This window comes from Streptomyces sp. NPDC088910 (assembly GCF_044749865.1).
Taxonomy (GTDB): domain Bacteria; phylum Actinomycetota; class Actinomycetes; order Streptomycetales; family Streptomycetaceae; genus Actinacidiphila.
In genome coordinates this window covers 484,637-502,689 of record NZ_JBIVIV010000004.1, presented here as the reverse complement: position 1 = coordinate 502,689, position 18,053 = coordinate 484,637, and the positions used below count along the sequence as shown (strand labels likewise).

Genomic DNA, 18,053 nt, shown 5'->3' with positions numbered 1-18,053 from the left:
GAACGTCGGACGGTCGCGGTCGGCGGCCGGTCAGCAGGTGCCCTCGTCCTGCCACACGCCCCACTCACCGGTGGTGCCGGGCTCCTCGTTGGTGGTCCACCACTTGGCCTTCCACTTGTGCCCGTTGTGCGCCACCTCGTTGCCGCCGACGTAGACGGCGGAGGCGGCCCACTGGGCGACCGTGCAGGTGCCGCCGCCGGGCGGGGTGGTCGGCGGCGTGGTCGGCGGCGTCGTGGGCGGGTTGGTGGGAGGCGTGGCGCCCGCGAACTTCACCGAGTACTTGGCGAAGTCCCAGGAGTTCTGCGCCACGCTGCTGCACGTGCCCGAGGTGCTGCCGTTGTTGTCCGGCGGGCTGCACTGGCGGTCGCGGTTGAGCGACCAGAAGGTGAAGCGGCCCATGCCGTGGCTGGTCGCGTAGTCCAGCACGGTCTGGAAGTCGGCCTGGTAGAAGAACTCGCCGGTGTCGCTGCGGCCGTTCATGCCGGAGAAGCCCTCGTGGGCGTACGCGGTGGCGGTGTCCCAGCCGAAGGTGGTCTTCAGCAGGCCGTTGAAGGCGGTGAGCGCGCTGGTCTGCGACGCCGCCCCGTTGAAGCCGCCGTCGAAGGGCATGATCGAGAAGTTGTTGGGGGTGAAGCCCTGCGACTTGGCCTCGTTGAGCATCTGCTGGCCGAACCAGCCGGTGCCCGCCGCGGTGCCCGCCGTGGTCACCGAGATGAACAGGCCGGGGTTGTTCTGCTGGAGGATCTTGGCCGCGCCGATCTCGCGCGCCACGGCCGCGGTGTTCTCGTACTCCGGCTCCTCCAGGTCGAAGTCCATCGCCTTGAGCTGGTACTTGGTGATGACCTGCTGGTACGCGGCGGCCGTGGACGCGGCGTCGGAACACGCCTGGCCGAGCTTGGTGCCGCCGTAGCCGCCGATGGAGACGGACACGTCTCCGCCCTTGGCCCGGATCGCGGAGATCACGTTCGCCACCGCGGTGTCGGAGGACACCGCACTGGTCCCGTCCCATGTGGGGCTGCACCCACCGCCGTTGGGGGCGAGGATGAAGGCGAGCTGGAACGCCTTCAGGCCGGTCGCGTCCATGATGGCGGTCGCGCTCGGCGGGTTGTTGTCGTTGGGCATCAGATACGGGGCGGCGGCGTACCAGTTGTTGGTCAGGGCGTTCGTCGAGACCGTGGCTCCGCTGGCCTGACTTGGGCCGAGAGCGGCAACGGTACCGAGCCCGGCCACGGCCAGGGCGACGGCGGCCACGCCCGAGCCGATTGCTTTGAGACGGTTCACGTCTAGCCTCCTGTGGGGGAACGTGGCAGACAGAATCCTGCGGTGACGCGAACCCGTCAATAGTTGGTCCAGACCTTTGGACTAAACCACGAATTGGTCTCTACCACTTCGAGTCCAATTCCCCACGTGCGACGGCCTGTCCGCCCGCACGCACCCCGCACGCACCCGGCCCCGCCCCTCGCGTACGAGGAGCGGGGCCGGGCCGGAAACGGCCGGTCGGCCGGTCGGACAGACGACCGGAGACGACCGGAGTCGGCTGGACGGACGGATGTCAGACGATGCCGACCGCCGCCAGCGCGCGGCGCTGACCGGGGCTCGGCTGCGCCGGGAAGTAGACGTAGGCGACACCGCCGGTGCCGCCGCTGACGCCGCCGGTGGCGTTGATCCGCTTGGTCCTGAGCCAGATGGTTTCGAACTGGGCGCGCTTGTAGATGTTGCGCACCGCGTCGTCGCTGGAACTGGCCGGGTCGTTGGCGACGACGTCGCCGTCCGCGGTGAAGCCCGCGATGCACATCAGGTGGCCCGAGGTGCCGTATCCCGCGCCGTCCAGTTCGGTGGCGAGGAAGGACTGCGAGGTGATGACGGGGATACCGGCCTTGATCAGCCGCTCGATGTCGTCGAGCGAGCGCAGCCGGGTGATGACGCCCTGGAGGTCCTTGTACGTGGCCGCGTAGGCCGCGTTGAAGGGCCAGTTGCCGCAGCCCTCGTACTGGTAGTCGTACGTGTAGCGGGCGCCCTGGTCGACCTGGGGGTCGGCGTAGGCGGGGTTCACCCAGGCCAGGTCCGCGGCCGTGGGGCCGCGGCCCCAGTACTCGATGACCATCGTCGAGGAGGTCGGGCTGCACCAGGCCTCGCCGCCGTTGTCGTACTCCGGGTACTCGCCCTTGTGGATGTTCTGCGAGTAGCGCGGCACCGGGAGTTCGACGCCCTTGGCCACGCCCGGCACCGACGCCGGGACGGTGAAGCGGTCCGGGATGTTGGACGCCATCGCGCCGAGCCGCCACACGGTGGGCGTGGCGCGGCTGCCGGGCTTGCGGAAGAGCGTCAGCCGCAGCCGGTACGAGGCCAGCAGCGGCCCGGCGGTGGTGTCGTCGATGGAGAAGGTGTCGGTCCAGATGCTGCTCTTGCCGTCGGTCTGGTCGTCCACCGAGGTGCGGCGGATGTCCTCGGGGCCGTCGCCCGCGGTCCACCGGCCCATGACGTACGCCGGGGTCGCGGTGCCGTCGGTGTAGGTGCCGAGCAGTTCGATCTGGATCCAGGTGCCCGCGGGGGTGTGCGCGTTCCAGGACGCGATCAGCTCGCTCGCGGGGTGCGGCACCCGGCGGACCGGCGAGGTCCAGGTGGCCGACTCCCACGTCGCGGTGGTGCCGGTGTGCGGGTCGGTGTAGTCGAGCGTGCCGGTGGCGCGGCCGATGACCACGCCGGGCCGGCGGCCCGGCAGCGGCAGCGTGCCGCGGTGGGTGCCGAACAGCCAGTCGGGCAGCGAGGTCCAGCCGTGGTAGTCGACGGGGGCGGCGTCGGGCGTGCCGCCGCCTGCCTGGTGTCGCGCGGCGTCGGGAACGGCCGCGCCGGAGGCGGTGGCCGGGGCGGCGGAGGCGGACTGCGCGGACGCGGTCGCGGTGGCCGCGGCCGCCGCGAGCGCGGCGGTCAGTACGGCACGCCGGGGCGCGGGTCTGGTCATGGCGGTGTTCCCCTCGATGTGATCGGGAATTCCTGCCCGCTCCTACGAGTGCATGACAGGTGGCCCCAACTATCGTCGTTCACCGGCCGTTTCCACCAGGGTTTCCGGCCGCGCGCCGGGAACAATATTGGACTGGACCACTGGCGCTCAACAGGGAAGAACCACCAGGTCACGCCCTGTCAGATTGAGCCGCTCGCCACCGCTTTCCGTACAGACGGCAATATCCTCGATGCGGGCGCCGAAGGTGTCGGGCAGATAGATGCCCGGTTCCACGGAGAACGCCATTCCCGGCTCCAGGGGGCGTTTGCTGCCCGCCACGATGTACGGCTCCTCGTGGGTGTCCAGGCCGATGCCGTGTCCTGTGCGGTGGATGAAGTGCTCGCCGTAGCCCGCGTCGGTGATGATGTCCCGGCCGACGGCGTCCAGTTCCTCCGCGGTGACACCGGGCCGTACCGCCGCGGTCTGCGCGGTCTGGGCGCGCAGCAGCACGTCGTACAGCTCACGGAAGGCGGCGGGCGGCTCTCCCACGGCGTAGGTGCGGGTGGAGTCCGAGCAGTAGCCCTCCGCGGTGGTGCCGCCGATGTCGATCACCACCGGGTCGCCCGCCCTGATCACCCGGTCCGACACCTCGTGGTGCGGGCTCGCGCCGTTCGGCCCCGAGCCGACGATCACGAAGTCGACCCGCTCGTGGCCCGCCTCGATGATGGCGTCCGCGATGTCCTTGGCGACCTCGCGCTCGGTGCGGCCGGGCACCAGCCACTCGCCGATCCTGCGGTGCACCCGGTCGATCGCCGCGCCCGCGCGGCGCAGCGCCGCGATCTCCGCCGGGGTCTTGCGCATCCGCAGCTCCGCCAGCACGTCACCGGCGAGGACGGCCTCGGCGTCCGGGAGCGCGGCCCGGAAGGCGAGCAGCTTCTCCGCCCACATGTGGTTGTCGACGGCGAAGCGGGCCACCGCGGCGGGCAGCCGCCGGGCGATCAGCGCGTACGCGTCGTCGGTCTCGTCGAAGCCGACGATCTCGATGCCGAGCCCGCCGGCGGGCGACGCCTGCGCGGCGGGCTTCTCCAGCCGCGGCACCACCAGGAAGGGCTCACCCTCCACCGGCACCACCAGGCACGTCAGCCGCTCCAGCGGCAGCGCCTGATACCCGGTGAGGTAGCGCAGGTCCGCGCCGGGCGCCACCAGCAGGGCCTGGACGCCCGCCGTTTCGGCCTCGGCACGCGCCCTCGCCAGGCGCTCGGAGGTGTACAGCACGGATGCGGCTGCGCCGCCGCTCTCGGAGTGGGTCACCTTCGCACCGTACCGGGGCGCCCCCGGCGGCGCGTGCAGCGGTGGCGGGTCAGCGGCCCCGAGCCCCCCGGCCACGCGACGGCGCGCGGGCCGCCGGGCGGGGCCCGCCGTAAGGTCGGGGGGTGAACGGACTGACGGTACGGGAGCTGGGGCGGCTGCTCGACGGGGCGGAGCCGTCCTGCGGGCGGACGCGGCTGATCGCCGTGGACGGGCACGCGGGCTCGGGCAAGAGCACGCTGGCCGGGCGGCTGGCGGCGGAGCTGGGCTGCGCGCCCGTCGTCCATCTGGACGACCTGGCCACGCACGAGGAGCCGTTCGAGTGGACCGGCCGCCTGGTCGAACAGGTGCTGACGCCACTGAGCGAGGGAAGGGCCGCCCGGCACCAGGTGTACGACTGGACGGCGCGCCGTTTCGCGGGCGAGCGGGAGATCCCGGCCGCGCCGGTCGTGCTGCTGGACGGCGTCGGCAGCGGGCGGCAAGCGCTGCGCCCGTATCTGGCGTTGCTGTTGTGGCTGGAGGTGCCCCCGGCGACCGCGCGGCAGCGCGGACTGCTGCGCGACGGACCGGAACTGGCGCATTTTTGGACCGGCTGGACTCGCGCGGAGGACGCGCATTTCGCCGCCGATCCGTCCCGCCCCTTCGCCGACCTTCTGGTGCGCCAGACCGACGACGCCGACGGCTGCCGGGCCGTCCCGAACCCCGCCCGTGATCACCGGGAGTGACGGCTCGGCGGCAGCCCGCCGCCACTCCCCCGCCGCCGGGCACACGTCCGTCAACACCGCTTGACCGGCCGGGTATCCAGCACTTACGTTTTCAACAAGCGGCCGGAGACGGCCGTTGACAAGACGCGGAGCCCCCGGTTGTTCCCCCGTGACCGGGGGCTCTGCCCTGTCTCCGGGCCGGAATCGGCCCGTCGAGAGCCGGTTTTTCTCACTCACGGTCACCGCCCGACGGCCGTACGTCGGGGCCGAGTTCCCCGCGCTCGCGCGGATTCCCGCTGTCCCGCAGGTCACGGCACCCTACGGCCCGCGGGACATCGCGGGTACGATGCGAAAAGGGCGGACCGGCAGCCGGGGGTGGACTGTCGCCTGTCCCAACTCCCGCCCGGTGCGCACGGGTTGGGACAGCGGGCGACAGTGCGGCGCGGGGGAACGATTGGTGGGGACTTGATGGACTTCGGCACCGAGCGTCCGGGCGCCCCGGCCGATCTCGCCTGGCTGCGCGGCGTCGACGCGTACACGATGGGCGCCTACGTCCAGGCCGAGGAGGAGTTCAGGACCGCGGTCCGGATCGACCCCGGCATGGCGGACGCCTGGCTCGGGCTGCACGCGCTGCGCGCCGACACCGCCACCGCGCTGCTCCAGATGTACCGGCACCGCGACCGCTTCGGCGAGCAGCGGGCCGCCCACCGCAGGACCCTCAACTCCTGGTACTGGCTGGGCTGGTGGGTGCAGCCGGTGCTGGAGACCAGCCGTGACCTGCTGCTGGCGCACGCCTCGCACTGGCTGGACGGCCGCCATGTCGCCGAGCTGGACCGGGCCCTGGCGGACTGCCCGCCGGTCGACACCGACCCGCAGGTCCGCTTCCTGCACGCCTGCCGCGCCTATCTCGTCAAGGACTGGGAGCGGCTGGTCCGGCACACCGAGCCGCTGCTGGGCGATCCCGTACTCGGCATCGAGGCCGGGCTGTTCGGCGGCATGGCCAGGGTCAGGCTGGAGATGTGCGGCCAGGCCGAGCCGCTGCTGGCCGCCGCCTTGATGCGCTGCCGCAGCGAGCAGCCGCAGCGCAAGGAGCTGCGCTACTGGCTGGCCCGCGCGTACGAGGGCACCGGGCGTACGGCGGCGGCCGTGCCGCTCTACCGGGCGGTGCACCGCGTCGACCCCGCCTTCATGGACACCTCCGCCCGGCTGGCCGCGATCCACGAGACCGACGACGGCCTCGACGAGGGCGTGGGGCTGGCGGCCGTGTCGCTGGCCGGGACCGGGCAGGCGATGCCGGAGGGCGGCGCCGACATGGAGTCCGCGCTGCTGGCCGACCCCGGCGAGGGCCGCGGTCCGGGGCCGGAGCCCGACGAGTCGCTGCTGTCCGCGGGCCCGCTGGACGACGACGTACGCGACCGGTCCGCCGCCCCGCTCGGCGGGTCGCTGCCGGTGCAGGTCCCGATGGGCGGCTCCGACCCGGTGCTGCTCACCCAGGCGCTGGCGGAACTGGACAGGATGGTCGGTCTGGAGCCGGTCAAGCGCCAGGTCAAGGCGCTGTCCGCGCAGTTGCGGATGGCCCGGCTGCGGGCCGGGCAGGGCCTGCCGGTGCAGCCGCCGAAACGGCACTTCGTCTTCTCCGGGCCCTCCGGCACCGGCAAGACCACCGTCGCCCGCATCCTCGGCCGGGTCTTCTACGCGCTCGGACTGCTCGGCGGCGACCACCTGGTGGAGGCCCAACGCTCCGATCTGGTCGGCGAATTCCTCGGCCAGACCGCGGTGAAGGCCAATGAGCTGATCGACTCCGCGCTCGGCGGCGTGCTCTTCGTGGACGAGGCGTACGCGCTGTCCAACTCCGGCTACAGCAAGGGCGACGCGTACGGCGACGAGGCGCTTCAGGTGCTGCTCAAGCGCGCCGAGGACAACCGCGACCGGCTCGTGGTCATCCTCGCGGGTTACCCCGAGGGGATGGACCGGCTGCTGGCCGCCAACCCCGGACTCAGCTCCCGCTTCACCACCCGCGTCGACTTCCCCAGCTACCGGCCGCTGGAACTCACCCGGATCGGTGAAGTCCTCGCCGCGGAGAACGGCGACCGCTGGGACGAGGAGGCGCTGGAGGAGCTGAAGGCCATCGCGGGCCACGTGGTGGACCAGGGCTGGATCGACGAGTTGGGCAACGGACGGCTGCTGCGCACCCTGTACGAGAAGAGCTGCGCCTACCGGGACCTGCGGCTGTCCGAGTACCCGGCCTCACCGAGCCGCGACGAATTGTCCACCCTGCGCCTGCCCGATCTCATGCAGGCGTACGGCGAAGTCCTCTCCGGGCGCGGGCCCGGAGCGACCCCGACCGACCCGGTCGAGTAGCACCGGGCCGCCGGGACGAGATCCGGAAGGGGCGTGCGGACCGCGTGTTCAGCGGCTTCGCACGCCCCTTCCGGGCACCGCCTAACGGACCAGTTCGCCGGAATCCTCCGCGGCGTGCGGGACGGGCACCTCCCGGGCGGGGGAAGGCGCGCGGTGGGCGGGGTCCTTCACCTCGCCGACGAGCATTTCGAGGACGTCCTCCAGCGCGACCAGGCCGAGGACCCGCCCCGAGGCGTCGGCGACGGCGGCCAGGTGCGAGGCGGCGCGCCGCATCGCGGTGAGCGCGTCGTCCAGCGGCAGGTCGGCCCGCAGGGTGGTGATCGGCCGCCAGAGCCGCTGCGGCACGGGCCGGTCGAGGTCGTCCACGTCGAGGACGTCCTTGACGTGGAGGTAGCCGAGGAAGTCCGCGCCCGCGCCCGCGATCGGGAACCGCGAGTACCCGGTGCGCACCGTCAGCTCCTCGACCTGCCGCGGGGTGGCGGCCGGGTCGAGGGTGATCAACTCCGCCGGGGTGAGCAGCACTTCGGTGACCGGGCGGGTGCCCAGCTCCAACGCGTCCTCCAGGCGTTCCTGCTCGTCGATGTCGAGCAGCCCGGCCTGCCGGGCGTCCTCGACCAGCACGGTCAGCTGCGCGCTGGTGAACACGGAGTCGACCTCGTCCTTGGGCTCCACGCCGAAGGCCCGCAGGATCAGCCGGGAGCAGGTGCCGAGCACCGAGATCACCGGGCGGAACACCCTGGCGAAGCCGACCAGACCCGGACTCAGCCACAGCGCGGTCTTCTCCGGCGCGGCCATCGCCAGGTTCTTCGGCACCATCTCGCCGATCACCAGGTGCAGGAAGACCACGACGGCCAGCGCCAGGACGTATCCGATCGGGTGCACGAAGTCCTCGGGGACGCGCACCGCCTCGAAGATCGGTTCCAGCAGGTGCGCGACGGTCGGTTCCGCGACCGCGCCGAGGGTCAACGAGCAGACGGTGATGCCGAACTGGGCGGCGGCCATCATCTGCGGGAGGTGTTCGAGGCCGTACAGCACGGTACGGGCCCTGCGCTGTTCGGCGGCGAGCGGTTCGATCTGGCTGCGGCGGACCGAGACCAGGGCGAATTCCGCGCCGACGAAGAAGCCGTTGCCGAGCACCAGCAGGACGGCGAACAGGAGTTGGAGAGCGCTCATCACGAGGTCGCCTCCCCCGCCACGCGATCCGTACGCACGATCCGTACGCGTTCGGCCCGGTGGTGGGTGACCTCGCGGACCAGCAGCCGCCAGCCGGGCAGTTCGGCCTCGTCGCCCGGTTCGGGGATCCGGGTGAGCAGGTCGGCGACGAGGCCGGCGACCGTCTCGTAGGGTCCCTCGGGGGCGAGCAGGCCGATTCTGGCCAGGGTGTCGATCCGGCAGCTTCCGTCGGCGTCCCAGGCGGGACCGTCGGCCTCGGCGGCCGGGACCTGCGCCAGTTCGGGCAGGTCGGCGGCGTCGTGCTCGTCGCGCACCTCGCCGACCAGTTCCTCGACGATGTCCTCCAGCGTGACGACCCCGGCGGTGCCGCCGTACTCGTCGACGACCACGGCGATCGGCTGCTGGCTGCGCAGCAGCTCCAGGAGCTGCTGGCCCGGCAGGGTCTCCGGGACGAGCAGCGGGGCGACCGCGATGGTCCCCGCGGGGACGCGGTCGCGCCGCTCGGCGGGGACGGCGAGGGCGTCCTTGAGGTGGACCATGCCGATAATGTCGTCCAGCCGCTCCCGGTAGACCGGGAAGCGGGACAGGCCGGTGGCCCTGGTCAGATTGAGCACGTCGGCGGCGGTGGCGGTGTCCTCCAGCGCGCTGACCCGGACGCGGGGCGTCATCACGTTCTCCGCGATGAGGTCGCCGAGCGACAGGGTGCGCACGAAGAGGTCGGCGGTGTCCTGCTCCAGCGTCCCGGCGAGCGCCGAGTGCCGGGCCAGGGAGACCAGTTCCGTGGGGGTGCGGGCGGACGCCAGCTCGTCGGCGGGCTCGACGCCGACCAGCCGCACCAGCCGGTTGGCGGCGGTGTTCAGCACCTCGATGACGGGCCGGAAGACCCGCGAGAAGGCGCGCTGCGGTCCGGCCACCACACGGGCGACAGCCAGCGGGCGGGAGACCGCCCAGTTCTTGGGGACGAGTTCGCCGATCACCATCTGGACGGCGGAGGCGACCATCATGCCGACGACGACGGCGACGCCGGGGGCGGCGCCGTCCGGGACGCCGGCCGAGGTCAGCGGGCCGGTCAGCAGGTCGGCGAGTGCGGGTTCCGCCAGCATGCCGACGACCAGCGAGGTGATGGTGATGCCGAGCTGGGTGCCGGAGAGCTGGAAGGAGAGTTTGCGCAGGGCGGCCACGACACTGCGGGCCCGGCGGTCACCGGCCGCGGCGGCGCGTTCGGCCGCGGGGCGCTCCACGGTCACCAGGCCGAATTCGGCGGCGACGAAGAAGCCGTTGGCAAGGATCAGGACGAGGGCTGCCGCGAGCAGCAGCAGTGAGGTGCTCATGAGGCCGCCGCTCCGGATTCCCGGGAGGGAGGGGCGGCGCAGGTACTACCGGACGGTTCGTCCATCGGGGTGTGAGTGTCACTCCTTGGTTGGTCGGGGCCCCGCGGGCGGTGCTCCAGGGGTGCGGGGCAAGCGCGGTGGGCGCCGTTCGTCCCCCAGAGTAGCCATTGGTGCCGCGCCCGCGAAGGACGGCGGGGGCCGGGTTCACGGAAGGGTTCGCGGACGGGTTCGCGGAAAGGTCACGGACGGAGCGCGGGCCGCTTCGCGGCCCGGTCCGTGGACGGAGCGCCCGCGGACGCGTGGCGCGGCGCGCACCGCCGCGCGCTCAGTGGCCGGCGGACGTCGTGCCCTGCGCCTCGCCCAGCGTCTCCACCAGCGAGCGCAGCAGCCTGGCGTCGTGCAGCGCCTGCTCCTTGGCGATACCGGGCTGGATGCCCATCACGGGCAACGTCGTGCCGTCGGCGAGGTCGAGGTGGACCCAGGCGTCGCCCGGCCGCAGATTGACCCGCACCACCTCGGCCCACGCCAGCCGCCGCTTCACCGTGAGATTCACCACGGTCACGCCGTCGGCCGTCACCGTCACCTTGGGGCGGCTGAGCAGCGCGAGCACCGCGGCGATCAGCACGCCCATCATGATCACGGTGATCCGGTCGCCGGTGCTCCAGGGCCCGGCGCCGTCGTGCGGCATCATCAGCGCGACGACGGTGAGCGCCACCACCAGCGCGGCGCCCAGGGACAGCAGCACCACGCGGGTGACGACGGGGCGGAAGGTACGCGGCAGCCCGTCGAGCGCCGCCCGCGTACGGTCCTCGGCGCCGGTCACAGCCGCGCGGCGTGGATGCCGGTGGTCAGGATCGCGCGGGCGCCCAGGTCGTACAGCTCGTCCATGATCCGCTGGGCGTCGCTGGTCGGGACCATGGCGCGGACCGCGACCCAGCCCTCGTGGTGCAGCGGGGAGACGGTCGGCGACTCCAGGCCCGGGGTGAGGGCGACGGCCTTCTCGACCTGCTCGACGCGGATGTCGTAGTCCATCATCACGTAGCGCCTGGCGACCAGGACGCCCTGGAGGCGGCGCAGGAACTGCCGGACCTTGGGCTCGTCCGGGTCGGCCCCGGTGCGCCGGATCACCACGGCCTCGGACTCCATGATGGGTTCGCCGAAGGCTTCGAGCCCGGCGTTCCGCAGCGAGGTGCCGGTCTCCACCACGTCGGCGATGGCGTGCGCGACACCGAGCTGGATGGCGGTCTCGACGGCGCCGTCGAGGTGGACGACGGACGCCTCGATGCCGTTGTCCGCGAGGTGCTTCTCGACGACGACCTCGTACGAGGTCGCCACCGTCTTGCCGTTGAGGTCCTGGACGGTGTCGGCGGTGCCGGGCTCGGCGGCGTAGCGGAAGGTGGAGCGGGCGAAGCCGAGCTGGAGGATCTCCTCGGCGACCGCGCCGGAGTCCAGCAGCAGGTCCCGGCCGGTGATGCCGATGTCGAGGCGGCCGGTGCTGACGTAGATCGCGATGTCGCGCGGGCGCAGGTAGAAGAACTCCACCTCGTTGTCCCGGTCGACCAGCACGAGCTCCTTGGACTCCTTGCGCTGCCGGTAACCGGCCTCATGGAGCATGGCCGCCGCGGGTCCGGACAATGAGCCCTTGTTGGGGACGGCGATGCGCAGCATGAGGACGGTTTCCTTCTCTGAAGAGAGTCTCGGCTCGTGGGCAGGGCTGTGGAGCGGTACGGGTGGCAGCGGTACGGGTGGCAGGGGTGGTGGCCGGCTGTCTCTGAGCGCGTACGGGTCGCGTACGCGCTCAGAGATGGGCGTAGACGTCGTCGAGGGAGATACCCCGGGCGACCATCATCACCTGAACGTGGTACAGCAGTTGGGAGATTTCCTCGGCGGTGGCGTCGGCGCCCTCGTACTCGGCGGCCATCCACACCTCGGCGGCCTCTTCGACCACCTTCTTGCCGATCGCGTGCACGCCCTTGCCCACCAGCTCGGCGGTGCGGGACGTGCTGGGGTCGCCGGTGGCGGCCTTGTGCCGCAACTCGGTGAAGAGCTGCTCGAATGTCTTGTTGGCCATGGTGGGCCCTAGCCTACGGGGAACCGCCGCCTGCTCAGCGCCAGGGTTCGGAGACCGAGCGCAGGATGGTGGCCGTGGCGACGGCCGCGGTGACCGCTTCGTGCCCCTTGTCCTCATTCGAGCCCGGCAGTCCGGCGCGGTCCAGCGCCTGCTCCTCGGTGTCGCAGGTGAGGACGCCGAAGCCGACGGGCACGCCGCTGTCCACGGCGACCTGGGTCAGCCCGGCGGTGACGCCGTGGGAGACGTACTCGAAGTGCGGGGTTCCGCCGCGGATGATGACGCCGAGCGCCACGATCGCGTCGTAGCCGCGGCCGGCCAGCACCTTGGCGACCACGGGCAGTTCGAAGCTGCCGGGCACGCGCAGCAGCGTCGGCTCGTCGATGCCGAGGTCGTGCAGGGCGCGCATCGCCCCGTCGACCAGGCCGTCCATCACCTGGGTGTGCCACTGCGCCGCGATCACGGCCACACGCAGGTCGCCGCAGTTCTTCACGGTCAGCTCGGGGGCGCCCTTACCGCTCACTTCTCTCCTCGGTGCTCGATGTGCTGTCGTGCCGGTTGTATCAAGCTGATCGCCCGTCTCAAGGCCATCAGGTGTCTCATGGCAATCGTCCGTATCAGGACGCGGTCAGGACATGCTCAGGACGTGCTCGGAACATAGTCGGGACGCGTTCGGGACGCGCTTCGGACGCGCGGTCCCGCCGGCCCGGCCGGGCTACTGGTTGGCGCAGGTGGTGCTCTGGCCCGCGTCGAGCCACGGCAGGTCGTGACCCATCCGGTCCCGCTTGGTCCGCAGATAGCGCAGATTGTGCTCCCCGGCGGCGACCGGCATGGGTTCCCTGCCGAGGACGTCGAGGCCGTGCCGGACCAACGCGCCGGTCTTGGCAGGGTTGTTGGTCATCAGCCGCAGCGAGCCGACCCCGAGGTCGGTGAGGATCTGCGCGGCGGCGCCGTAGTCGCGTGCGTCGGCGGGCAGGCCGAGTTCGAGGTTGGCGTCCAGGGTGTCCCGGCCGCGCTCCTGGAGTTCGTACGCGCGCAGCTTGGACATCAGGCCGATGCCCCGGCCCTCGTGGCCGCGCAGGTACAGCACCACGCCCCGGCCCTCCTCGGCGACCTTGCGCAGCGCGGTCTGGAGCTGCGGGCCGCAGTCGCAGCGCTGCGAGCCGAAGACGTCACCGGTCAGGCACTCGGAGTGCACCCGGACCAGGACGTCGGTGCCGTCGCCGATGTCGCCCGCGACCAGCGCGATGTGCTCGACGCCGTCGGTGGTGGAGCGGTAGCCGAAGGCACGGAAGTCGCCGAAGGCGGTGGGCAGCGTGGTCTCGGCCTCGCGGCGGACGGTGGGCTCCGACGAGCGGCGGTACGCGATCAGGTCCTCGATGGAGATGATCGACAGGCCGTGCTTGCGGGCGAAGGGCACCAGTTCGGGCAGCCGGGCCATCGTGCCGTCCTCGCGGGCGATCTCCACGATGGCGGCGGCCGGGTGCAGTCCGGCGAGCCGGGCCAGGTCCACGCCCGCCTCGGTGTGGCCGTTGCGGACCAGGACGCCGCCGGGCCTGGCGCGCAGCGGGAAGACGTGTCCCGGCCGGACGAAGTCGGTGGCCCGCGAGGCGGGGTCGGCCAGCAGCCGTATCGTGGCGGCCCGGTCGGCGGCCGAGATGCCGGTAGTGACGCCGTGCTCGGCGCTCGCGTCGACCGTGACGGTGAAGGCGGTGCGCATCGACTCGGTGTTGGCGTCGACCATCTGCGGCAGGTCGAGCCGGTCGAGGTCGGGGGCCTCCAGCGGTACGCAGATCAGCCCGCGGCACTCGGTCATCATGAAGGCGACGATCTCGGGCGTGACCTTCTGCGCGGCCACGACGAGGTCGCCCTCGTTCTCCCGGTCCTCGTCGTCCACCACCACGACCGGGCGGCCCGCGGCGATGTCGGCGATGGCCTGTTCGACCGGGTCGAGCACCAGGTCACCGTCCTCGTACCAGTCGTTGTGCAGTGCGGTCACGGCGTTCATGCCGTCACTCCCTCCGGAACGGTGTTCTGCGAGGTGGAGTCGGAAGCGGCTGCGTCGGAAGCGGTGGTGGCCGCGGCGGCCCTGGTCTGCTGCCACCAGGCGTACATCCCGACGATCACCAGGAAGAAGTAGATGATGTAGACCAGGCCCGAGAACGGCAGCCCGCTGTGGAAGTTGAGCGGTACGCCGACGGCGTCGACCGCCAGCCAGGCGAACCAGAACTCGACCCAGCCGCGCGCCTGGGCGACCATCGCCGCCAGCGTCCCGACGAAGATGTACGCGTCGGGCCACGGGTTCCAGGACAGCGACGGGTAGGCGAGGAAGAGCGAGGCGACGGCCACGGTGCCGAGCCCGGTGGCGACGACGAGCACCGCGCGCTCGCGCCAGGTGGCGAAGCGGACCGCGAGCCGTCCGCTGCCGTCCCGGCCGCGCCGCCACTGGTACCAGCCCCACACGGCGACGGTGATCACCACGAACTGCTTGCCGACGCCGCCGCCGAGGTGCGCGGCCCAGAAGGCGGCCACCAGCACGGCACCGGAGAGCAGTTGGACCGGCCAGGTGAGCATCGCGCGCCGCCAGCCCAGCGCCAGCGCGCCGAGACCGAGCAGATTGCCGATCATGTCCGACCACATCACGTGCTGGTCGAAGGCGGTGAACGCCTCGCTGTTCAGCCAGTGCAGGGCGCTCACTTCACGGCCTCCGGTTCCGGATCCTGCCCGGTGACGGCCGCGCGCTCGCCCAGCATCCGCTCGACGTACTTGGCGATGACGTCCACTTCGAGGTTGACCGGGTCGCCGGGCTGCTTGAGGCCGAGCGTGGTCAGCGCGAGGGTGGTCGGGATGAGGCTGACGGTGAAGAAGTCGGCGCCCGCCTCCACCACGGTCAGGCTGATGCCGTCGACGGTGATGGAGCCCTTCTCGACCACATAGCGGGACAGGTCGTCGGGGAGCGAGATCTTGACGATCTCCCAGTGCTCGGCGGGCTTGCGCTCGACGACCTCGCCGGTGCCGTCCACATGGCCCTGGACGAGGTGGCCGCCGAGCCGCCCGCCCAGTGCCATCGGGCGCTCCAGGTTGACCCGCGAGCCGGGGCCGAGCGCGCCGAGGCTGGAGCGGTTCAGCGTCTCGGCCATCACGTCGGCGGTGAAGTCGTCCTCGCCGAAGTCGACCACGGTCAGGCAGACGCCGTTGACGGCGATGGAGTCGCCGTGTTTGGCGCCTTCGGTCACGACGGGTCCGCGGACCCGGAAGCGGCTGGCGTCGCCCAGGTCCTCGACGCCGGTGATCTCACCCAGTTCTTCGACGATTCCGGTGAACACTTCAGCGCTCCTGAGGAGAGTGGGAGGAGTGGGACACGGCCGGTACGGCCGTGACGCGCACGTCGGGCCCGAGGCGGGCGACATCGGTCACGTCGAGCCGCAACGTCTGCGCGATGGTGGTGATTCCTGCGTCGCCGAGCGCGTTGGGCCCGGCGCCGAGCAGCGCGGGCGCCAGGTACGCGGTGACCGCGTCGACGGCTCCGGCGGCGACGAACGCCCCGGCCAGCGTCGGCCCGCCCTCCAGCAGTACCGAGCGCACCCCGCGCGTGTGCAGTGCGGCCAGGAGCGCGGCCACGTCGACGCCGCCGCCCTCCGTACCGTCCTCGGTCCTGGCGTACGGCAGGCGTACGGTGTCGACGCCCGGCAGGTGGGAGGTGTCGGCGTCCTCGCCGACGGCGATGAGGGTCAGCGCCGCGTCGTCCAGCACGCGGGCGTCGGCGGTGGTACGGGCCCGGGTGTCGACCACGACGCGCAGCGGCTGGGTCACCCCGTCGATACCGCGTACGGCCAGATGGGGGTCGTCGGCCCGCAGGGTGCCGGAGCCGACCACGACGGCGTCGGACTCCGCGCGCAGCCGGTGCACGTCGGCGCGGGACTCGGCGGAGCTGATCCAGCGGCTCGAACCGTCGGCCGCGGCGATCCGGCCGTCGAGGGTGGCGGCGTACTTCCAGCGCACGTACGGGCGGCCGAGGCGGACCGAGGTGAGCCAGGCGACGTTGACCGCCTCCGCCTCGTCCCGCAGGAGTCCGCTCTCGACCTCGACGCCCGCCGCGCGCAGGGTGGCGGCGCCGCCGGAGGCCGACGGGTTGGGGTCGGCGACCGCGTAGACCACGCGGACGATCCCGGCCTCGATGAGCGCCTGGGCGCAGGGGCCGGTACGGCCGGTGTGGTTACAGGGTTCGAGCGTCACCAGGGCGGTGCCGCCCCTGGCCCGCTCACCGGCCGCGAACAGCGCGTGCACTTCCGCGTGCGGGCCGCCGGCCCGCTGGTGCCAGCCCTCGCCGACCCGGGCGCCCTCGGCGTCGAGGATCACGCAGCCGACGACCGGGTTGGGGGCGGTGTCTCCGAGCGCGCGGGCCGACAGCGCGACAGCGCGTCGCATCGCGTCGGTTTCCGTGGCGGTGGCCACCGGGTCCTCCTGCCTCTTCGGGCACGGACTCCGGGGCGTTGGGATGCTGAGCGGGGAAACCGAACCATCGCGTACGCCGGTGACGGCCGCGGACCGCTCGCGCTGTGCGCGCGGGGCCGCTGACGGCGGCGTACCCGAGTGAACGCCCGCCGCGCACTGCCTCCCATCCGGACTTTCACCGTCGGTCCAGGAATTTCACCTGGTCAACCGGCCGCTGGCTGCGGACGGGTCGCGGACTGTAACCGCCGGTTCGGAATTACACCGACCCCGGAGTGCGCAAACGTCACTGGTACGGCACCAGTGTGCCACGCACACCCCCGCGGCCTCCAGGGCGTCCGTGTGCCCTGCCTCACACCACGGGGGCGAACAGCTCCTCCTGGGCCGCGTCGGTGGCGGTGACCACGGCCCCGCGCAGGACGGCGCCGCCGTGCACGGCGCTGGCCCGTACGACAGTCGGCAGCGGCGAGATGCGTCCGAGGCACTCGGCGACGCGTTCGGCCAGGGCGGCCCCTCCGGCCTGGGCGACCTCACCGGCGAGGACGACCCGTCCGGGGTCGAGCACGGCGCAGATGGCGGCGGCCCCGACGGCGATCCGCGTGGACAGCTCGGCGAGGAAGCCTTCGGTGGCGGCGCCTCCGGCGAGCGCGGCGGTGACGGCCGCCGCGGCCCCCTCGGCCTCGTCGGCGCCCCCGACGGGGATTCCGTGCTCGCGGGCGAGCGCGCAGACGGCGCGGCTGCCGACCAGCCCGTGGTAGCCGTTGTCGCAGTCGGTGGCGGTCGGCAGTTCGGGGGTGCCGAGCAGCGGGAGGAAGCCGACCTCGCCGGCTCCGCCCGACGCGCCGCGGCGCAGTTTGCCGTCGAGGACGACGGCGGCGCCGACTCCCCCGCCGATCCAGAGCAGGACGAAGGTGTCGTCGTTCCGCGCGGCTCCCACGCGCTGTTCCGCGACGGCGGCGAGGTTGACCTCGTTCTCCAGCAGCACGGGCACGCCGAGCCGGGAGCGGATCTCGTCGACCAGGTCCGCGTGCCAGGAGCGCAGCGCGTTGGCGGCGCGCAGCCGTCCGGTCTCCGGGTCGACGAGGCCGGGCGCGCCGCAGGCGACGGTGTGGAGTTCGGTGGCGCCCGCGGTGCGGATGGCGCGGCGCAGCAGGGCCACGCCCTCGGCCACGGTCCCGGCCGGGTCGGCCCCGTCCGGCACGTGCAGGTCGGCGCGGGCGACGGTGCGGCCGAGGAGGTCGGCGATCTCCACGCCGATGCTCTCGACGCGGATGTCGAGTCCGGCGACGTACGCCCGGTCGGCGACGATGCCGTACACCCGCGCGTTGGGCCCGCGTCTGTCCTCGCCCGCCTCGCCGACCACCTCGATCAGTCCGGAGTCCTGGAGCCGCTCGACGAGGTCGGCGACGCTCGGCCGGGACATTCCGGTGAGTTCCTTCAACTGACCCGCGGTGAGCGGGCCTTCCTGCTGGAGGAGGCGCAGGGCGAGGCGGTCGTTGATGGCGCGGGCGGTGCGCGGTGACGCGTTGCGGCCCGGAAGCGCGCGGGTGACGGTCATGCGGGGATCCTTCCAGACCGGGCCGGTGGGCCCGTACGCCGTACGGCTTCCCGGAGCGGGTGCCCGACGGGAGCACGGACTGATCGAGTCCGTGAACCCGTAGAGCCGTCGGCCCGGCAACCCGGTCTCCTGGCGGCCGATGACCCCTTAACTTTCA

16 protein-coding genes and 1 riboswitch are annotated in these 18,053 nt (G+C 72.4%); of the genes, 2 read left to right on the top strand and 14 right to left on the bottom strand.

The genetic code is table 11. From position 1 onward, the window contains the following. Nucleotides 1-30: 30 nt before the first annotated feature. The 3 genes from ACIP4Z_RS13045 to ACIP4Z_RS13035 all read right to left on the bottom strand — a co-directional run bounded on the left by ACIP4Z_RS13045 (nt 31) and on the right by ACIP4Z_RS13035 (nt 4,252). Nucleotides 31-1,281 carry a carbohydrate-binding protein gene (locus ACIP4Z_RS13045; protein ID WP_355347117.1) on the bottom strand — a complete coding sequence of 417 codons (1,251 nt, stop codon included), beginning with the start codon at nt 1,279-1,281 and terminating at the stop codon, nt 31-33. A gap of 271 nt (nt 1,282-1,552) precedes the next feature. Beyond that, on the bottom strand, nt 1,553-2,962 hold the full coding sequence (locus ACIP4Z_RS13040; RefSeq protein ID WP_391050620.1) for a C39 family peptidase: 1,410 nt from the start codon (nt 2,960-2,962) through the stop codon (nt 1,553-1,555). Nucleotides 2,963-3,109: 147 nt separating this feature from the next. Then, a complete protein-coding gene (locus ACIP4Z_RS13035) occupies nt 3,110-4,252 on the bottom strand; it encodes a Xaa-Pro peptidase family protein (protein ID WP_355347111.1) in 1,143 nt (380 codons plus the stop codon). Nucleotides 4,253-4,374: 122 nt separating this feature from the next. Between ACIP4Z_RS13035 and ACIP4Z_RS13030 the strand changes: the two genes are divergently transcribed. Together ACIP4Z_RS13030 and ACIP4Z_RS13025 are read left to right on the top strand one after the other, a co-directional pair. Then, nucleotides 4,375-4,974, top strand: coding sequence for a uridine kinase (locus ACIP4Z_RS13030; protein ID WP_401307206.1), 600 nt, complete (start codon nt 4,375-4,377; stop codon nt 4,972-4,974). 447 nt (nt 4,975-5,421) lie between these two features. Further along, a complete protein-coding gene (locus ACIP4Z_RS13025) occupies nt 5,422-7,314 on the top strand; it encodes an AAA family ATPase (protein ID WP_391050616.1) in 1,893 nt (630 codons plus the stop codon). A gap of 81 nt (nt 7,315-7,395) precedes the next feature. Here ACIP4Z_RS13025 and ACIP4Z_RS13020 read toward each other — a convergent pair whose 3' ends face one another. The 11 genes from ACIP4Z_RS13020 to ACIP4Z_RS12970 form a co-directional block, all read right to left on the bottom strand. After that, complete coding sequence (locus tag ACIP4Z_RS13020) at nt 7,396-8,487, bottom strand: hemolysin family protein (protein WP_355347102.1); 1,092 nt, start codon at nt 8,485-8,487, stop codon at nt 7,396-7,398. Next, a complete protein-coding gene (locus ACIP4Z_RS13015) occupies nt 8,487-9,818 on the bottom strand; it encodes a hemolysin family protein (protein ID WP_355347099.1) in 1,332 nt (443 codons plus the stop codon). The genes ACIP4Z_RS13020 and ACIP4Z_RS13015 overlap by 1 nt, the downstream gene beginning before the upstream one ends. 325 nt (nt 9,819-10,143) lie before the next feature. After that, complete coding sequence (locus ACIP4Z_RS13010; protein ID WP_355347096.1) at nt 10,144-10,641, bottom strand: PH domain-containing protein; 498 nt, start codon at nt 10,639-10,641, stop codon at nt 10,144-10,146. Then, nucleotides 10,638-11,486, bottom strand: coding sequence for an ATP phosphoribosyltransferase (hisG, locus tag ACIP4Z_RS13005; RefSeq protein WP_355347093.1), 849 nt, complete (start codon nt 11,484-11,486; stop codon nt 10,638-10,640). Before hisG ends, ACIP4Z_RS13010 begins: the two co-directional genes overlap by 4 nt. 130 nt (nt 11,487-11,616) lie before the next feature. Further along, nucleotides 11,617-11,889: a phosphoribosyl-ATP diphosphatase gene (locus ACIP4Z_RS13000; RefSeq protein ID WP_188279811.1), complete on the bottom strand. Its 273-nt coding sequence runs from the start codon at nt 11,887-11,889 to the stop codon at nt 11,617-11,619. A gap of 34 nt (nt 11,890-11,923) precedes the next feature. Then, a complete protein-coding gene (gene ribH / locus ACIP4Z_RS12995; RefSeq protein ID WP_188279812.1) occupies nt 11,924-12,409 on the bottom strand; it encodes a 6,7-dimethyl-8-ribityllumazine synthase in 486 nt (161 codons plus the stop codon). A gap of 192 nt (nt 12,410-12,601) precedes the next feature. After that, a complete protein-coding gene (locus tag ACIP4Z_RS12990) occupies nt 12,602-13,894 on the bottom strand; it encodes a bifunctional 3,4-dihydroxy-2-butanone-4-phosphate synthase/GTP cyclohydrolase II (RefSeq protein WP_391160747.1) in 1,293 nt (430 codons plus the stop codon). Then, complete coding sequence (locus tag ACIP4Z_RS12985; protein ID WP_188279813.1) at nt 13,891-14,583, bottom strand: nicotinamide riboside transporter PnuC; 693 nt, start codon at nt 14,581-14,583, stop codon at nt 13,891-13,893. The genes ACIP4Z_RS12990 and ACIP4Z_RS12985 overlap by 4 nt, the downstream gene beginning before the upstream one ends. Further along, a complete protein-coding gene (locus tag ACIP4Z_RS12980) occupies nt 14,580-15,212 on the bottom strand; it encodes a riboflavin synthase (RefSeq protein ID WP_355347085.1) in 633 nt (210 codons plus the stop codon). The genes ACIP4Z_RS12985 and ACIP4Z_RS12980 overlap by 4 nt, the downstream gene beginning before the upstream one ends. Before the next feature lies 1 nt (nt 15,213). Then, a complete protein-coding gene (ribD, locus tag ACIP4Z_RS12975) occupies nt 15,214-16,341 on the bottom strand; it encodes a bifunctional diaminohydroxyphosphoribosylaminopyrimidine deaminase/5-amino-6-(5-phosphoribosylamino)uracil reductase RibD (protein ID WP_401307198.1) in 1,128 nt (375 codons plus the stop codon). 149 nt (nt 16,342-16,490) lie between these two features. Next, a riboswitch (FMN riboswitch) is annotated at nt 16,491-16,621 on the bottom strand. 69 nt (nt 16,622-16,690) lie between these two features. Then, complete coding sequence (locus tag ACIP4Z_RS12970; RefSeq protein ID WP_401307195.1) at nt 16,691-17,896, bottom strand: ROK family protein; 1,206 nt, start codon at nt 17,894-17,896, stop codon at nt 16,691-16,693. Nucleotides 17,897-18,053: the final 157 nt, after the last annotated feature.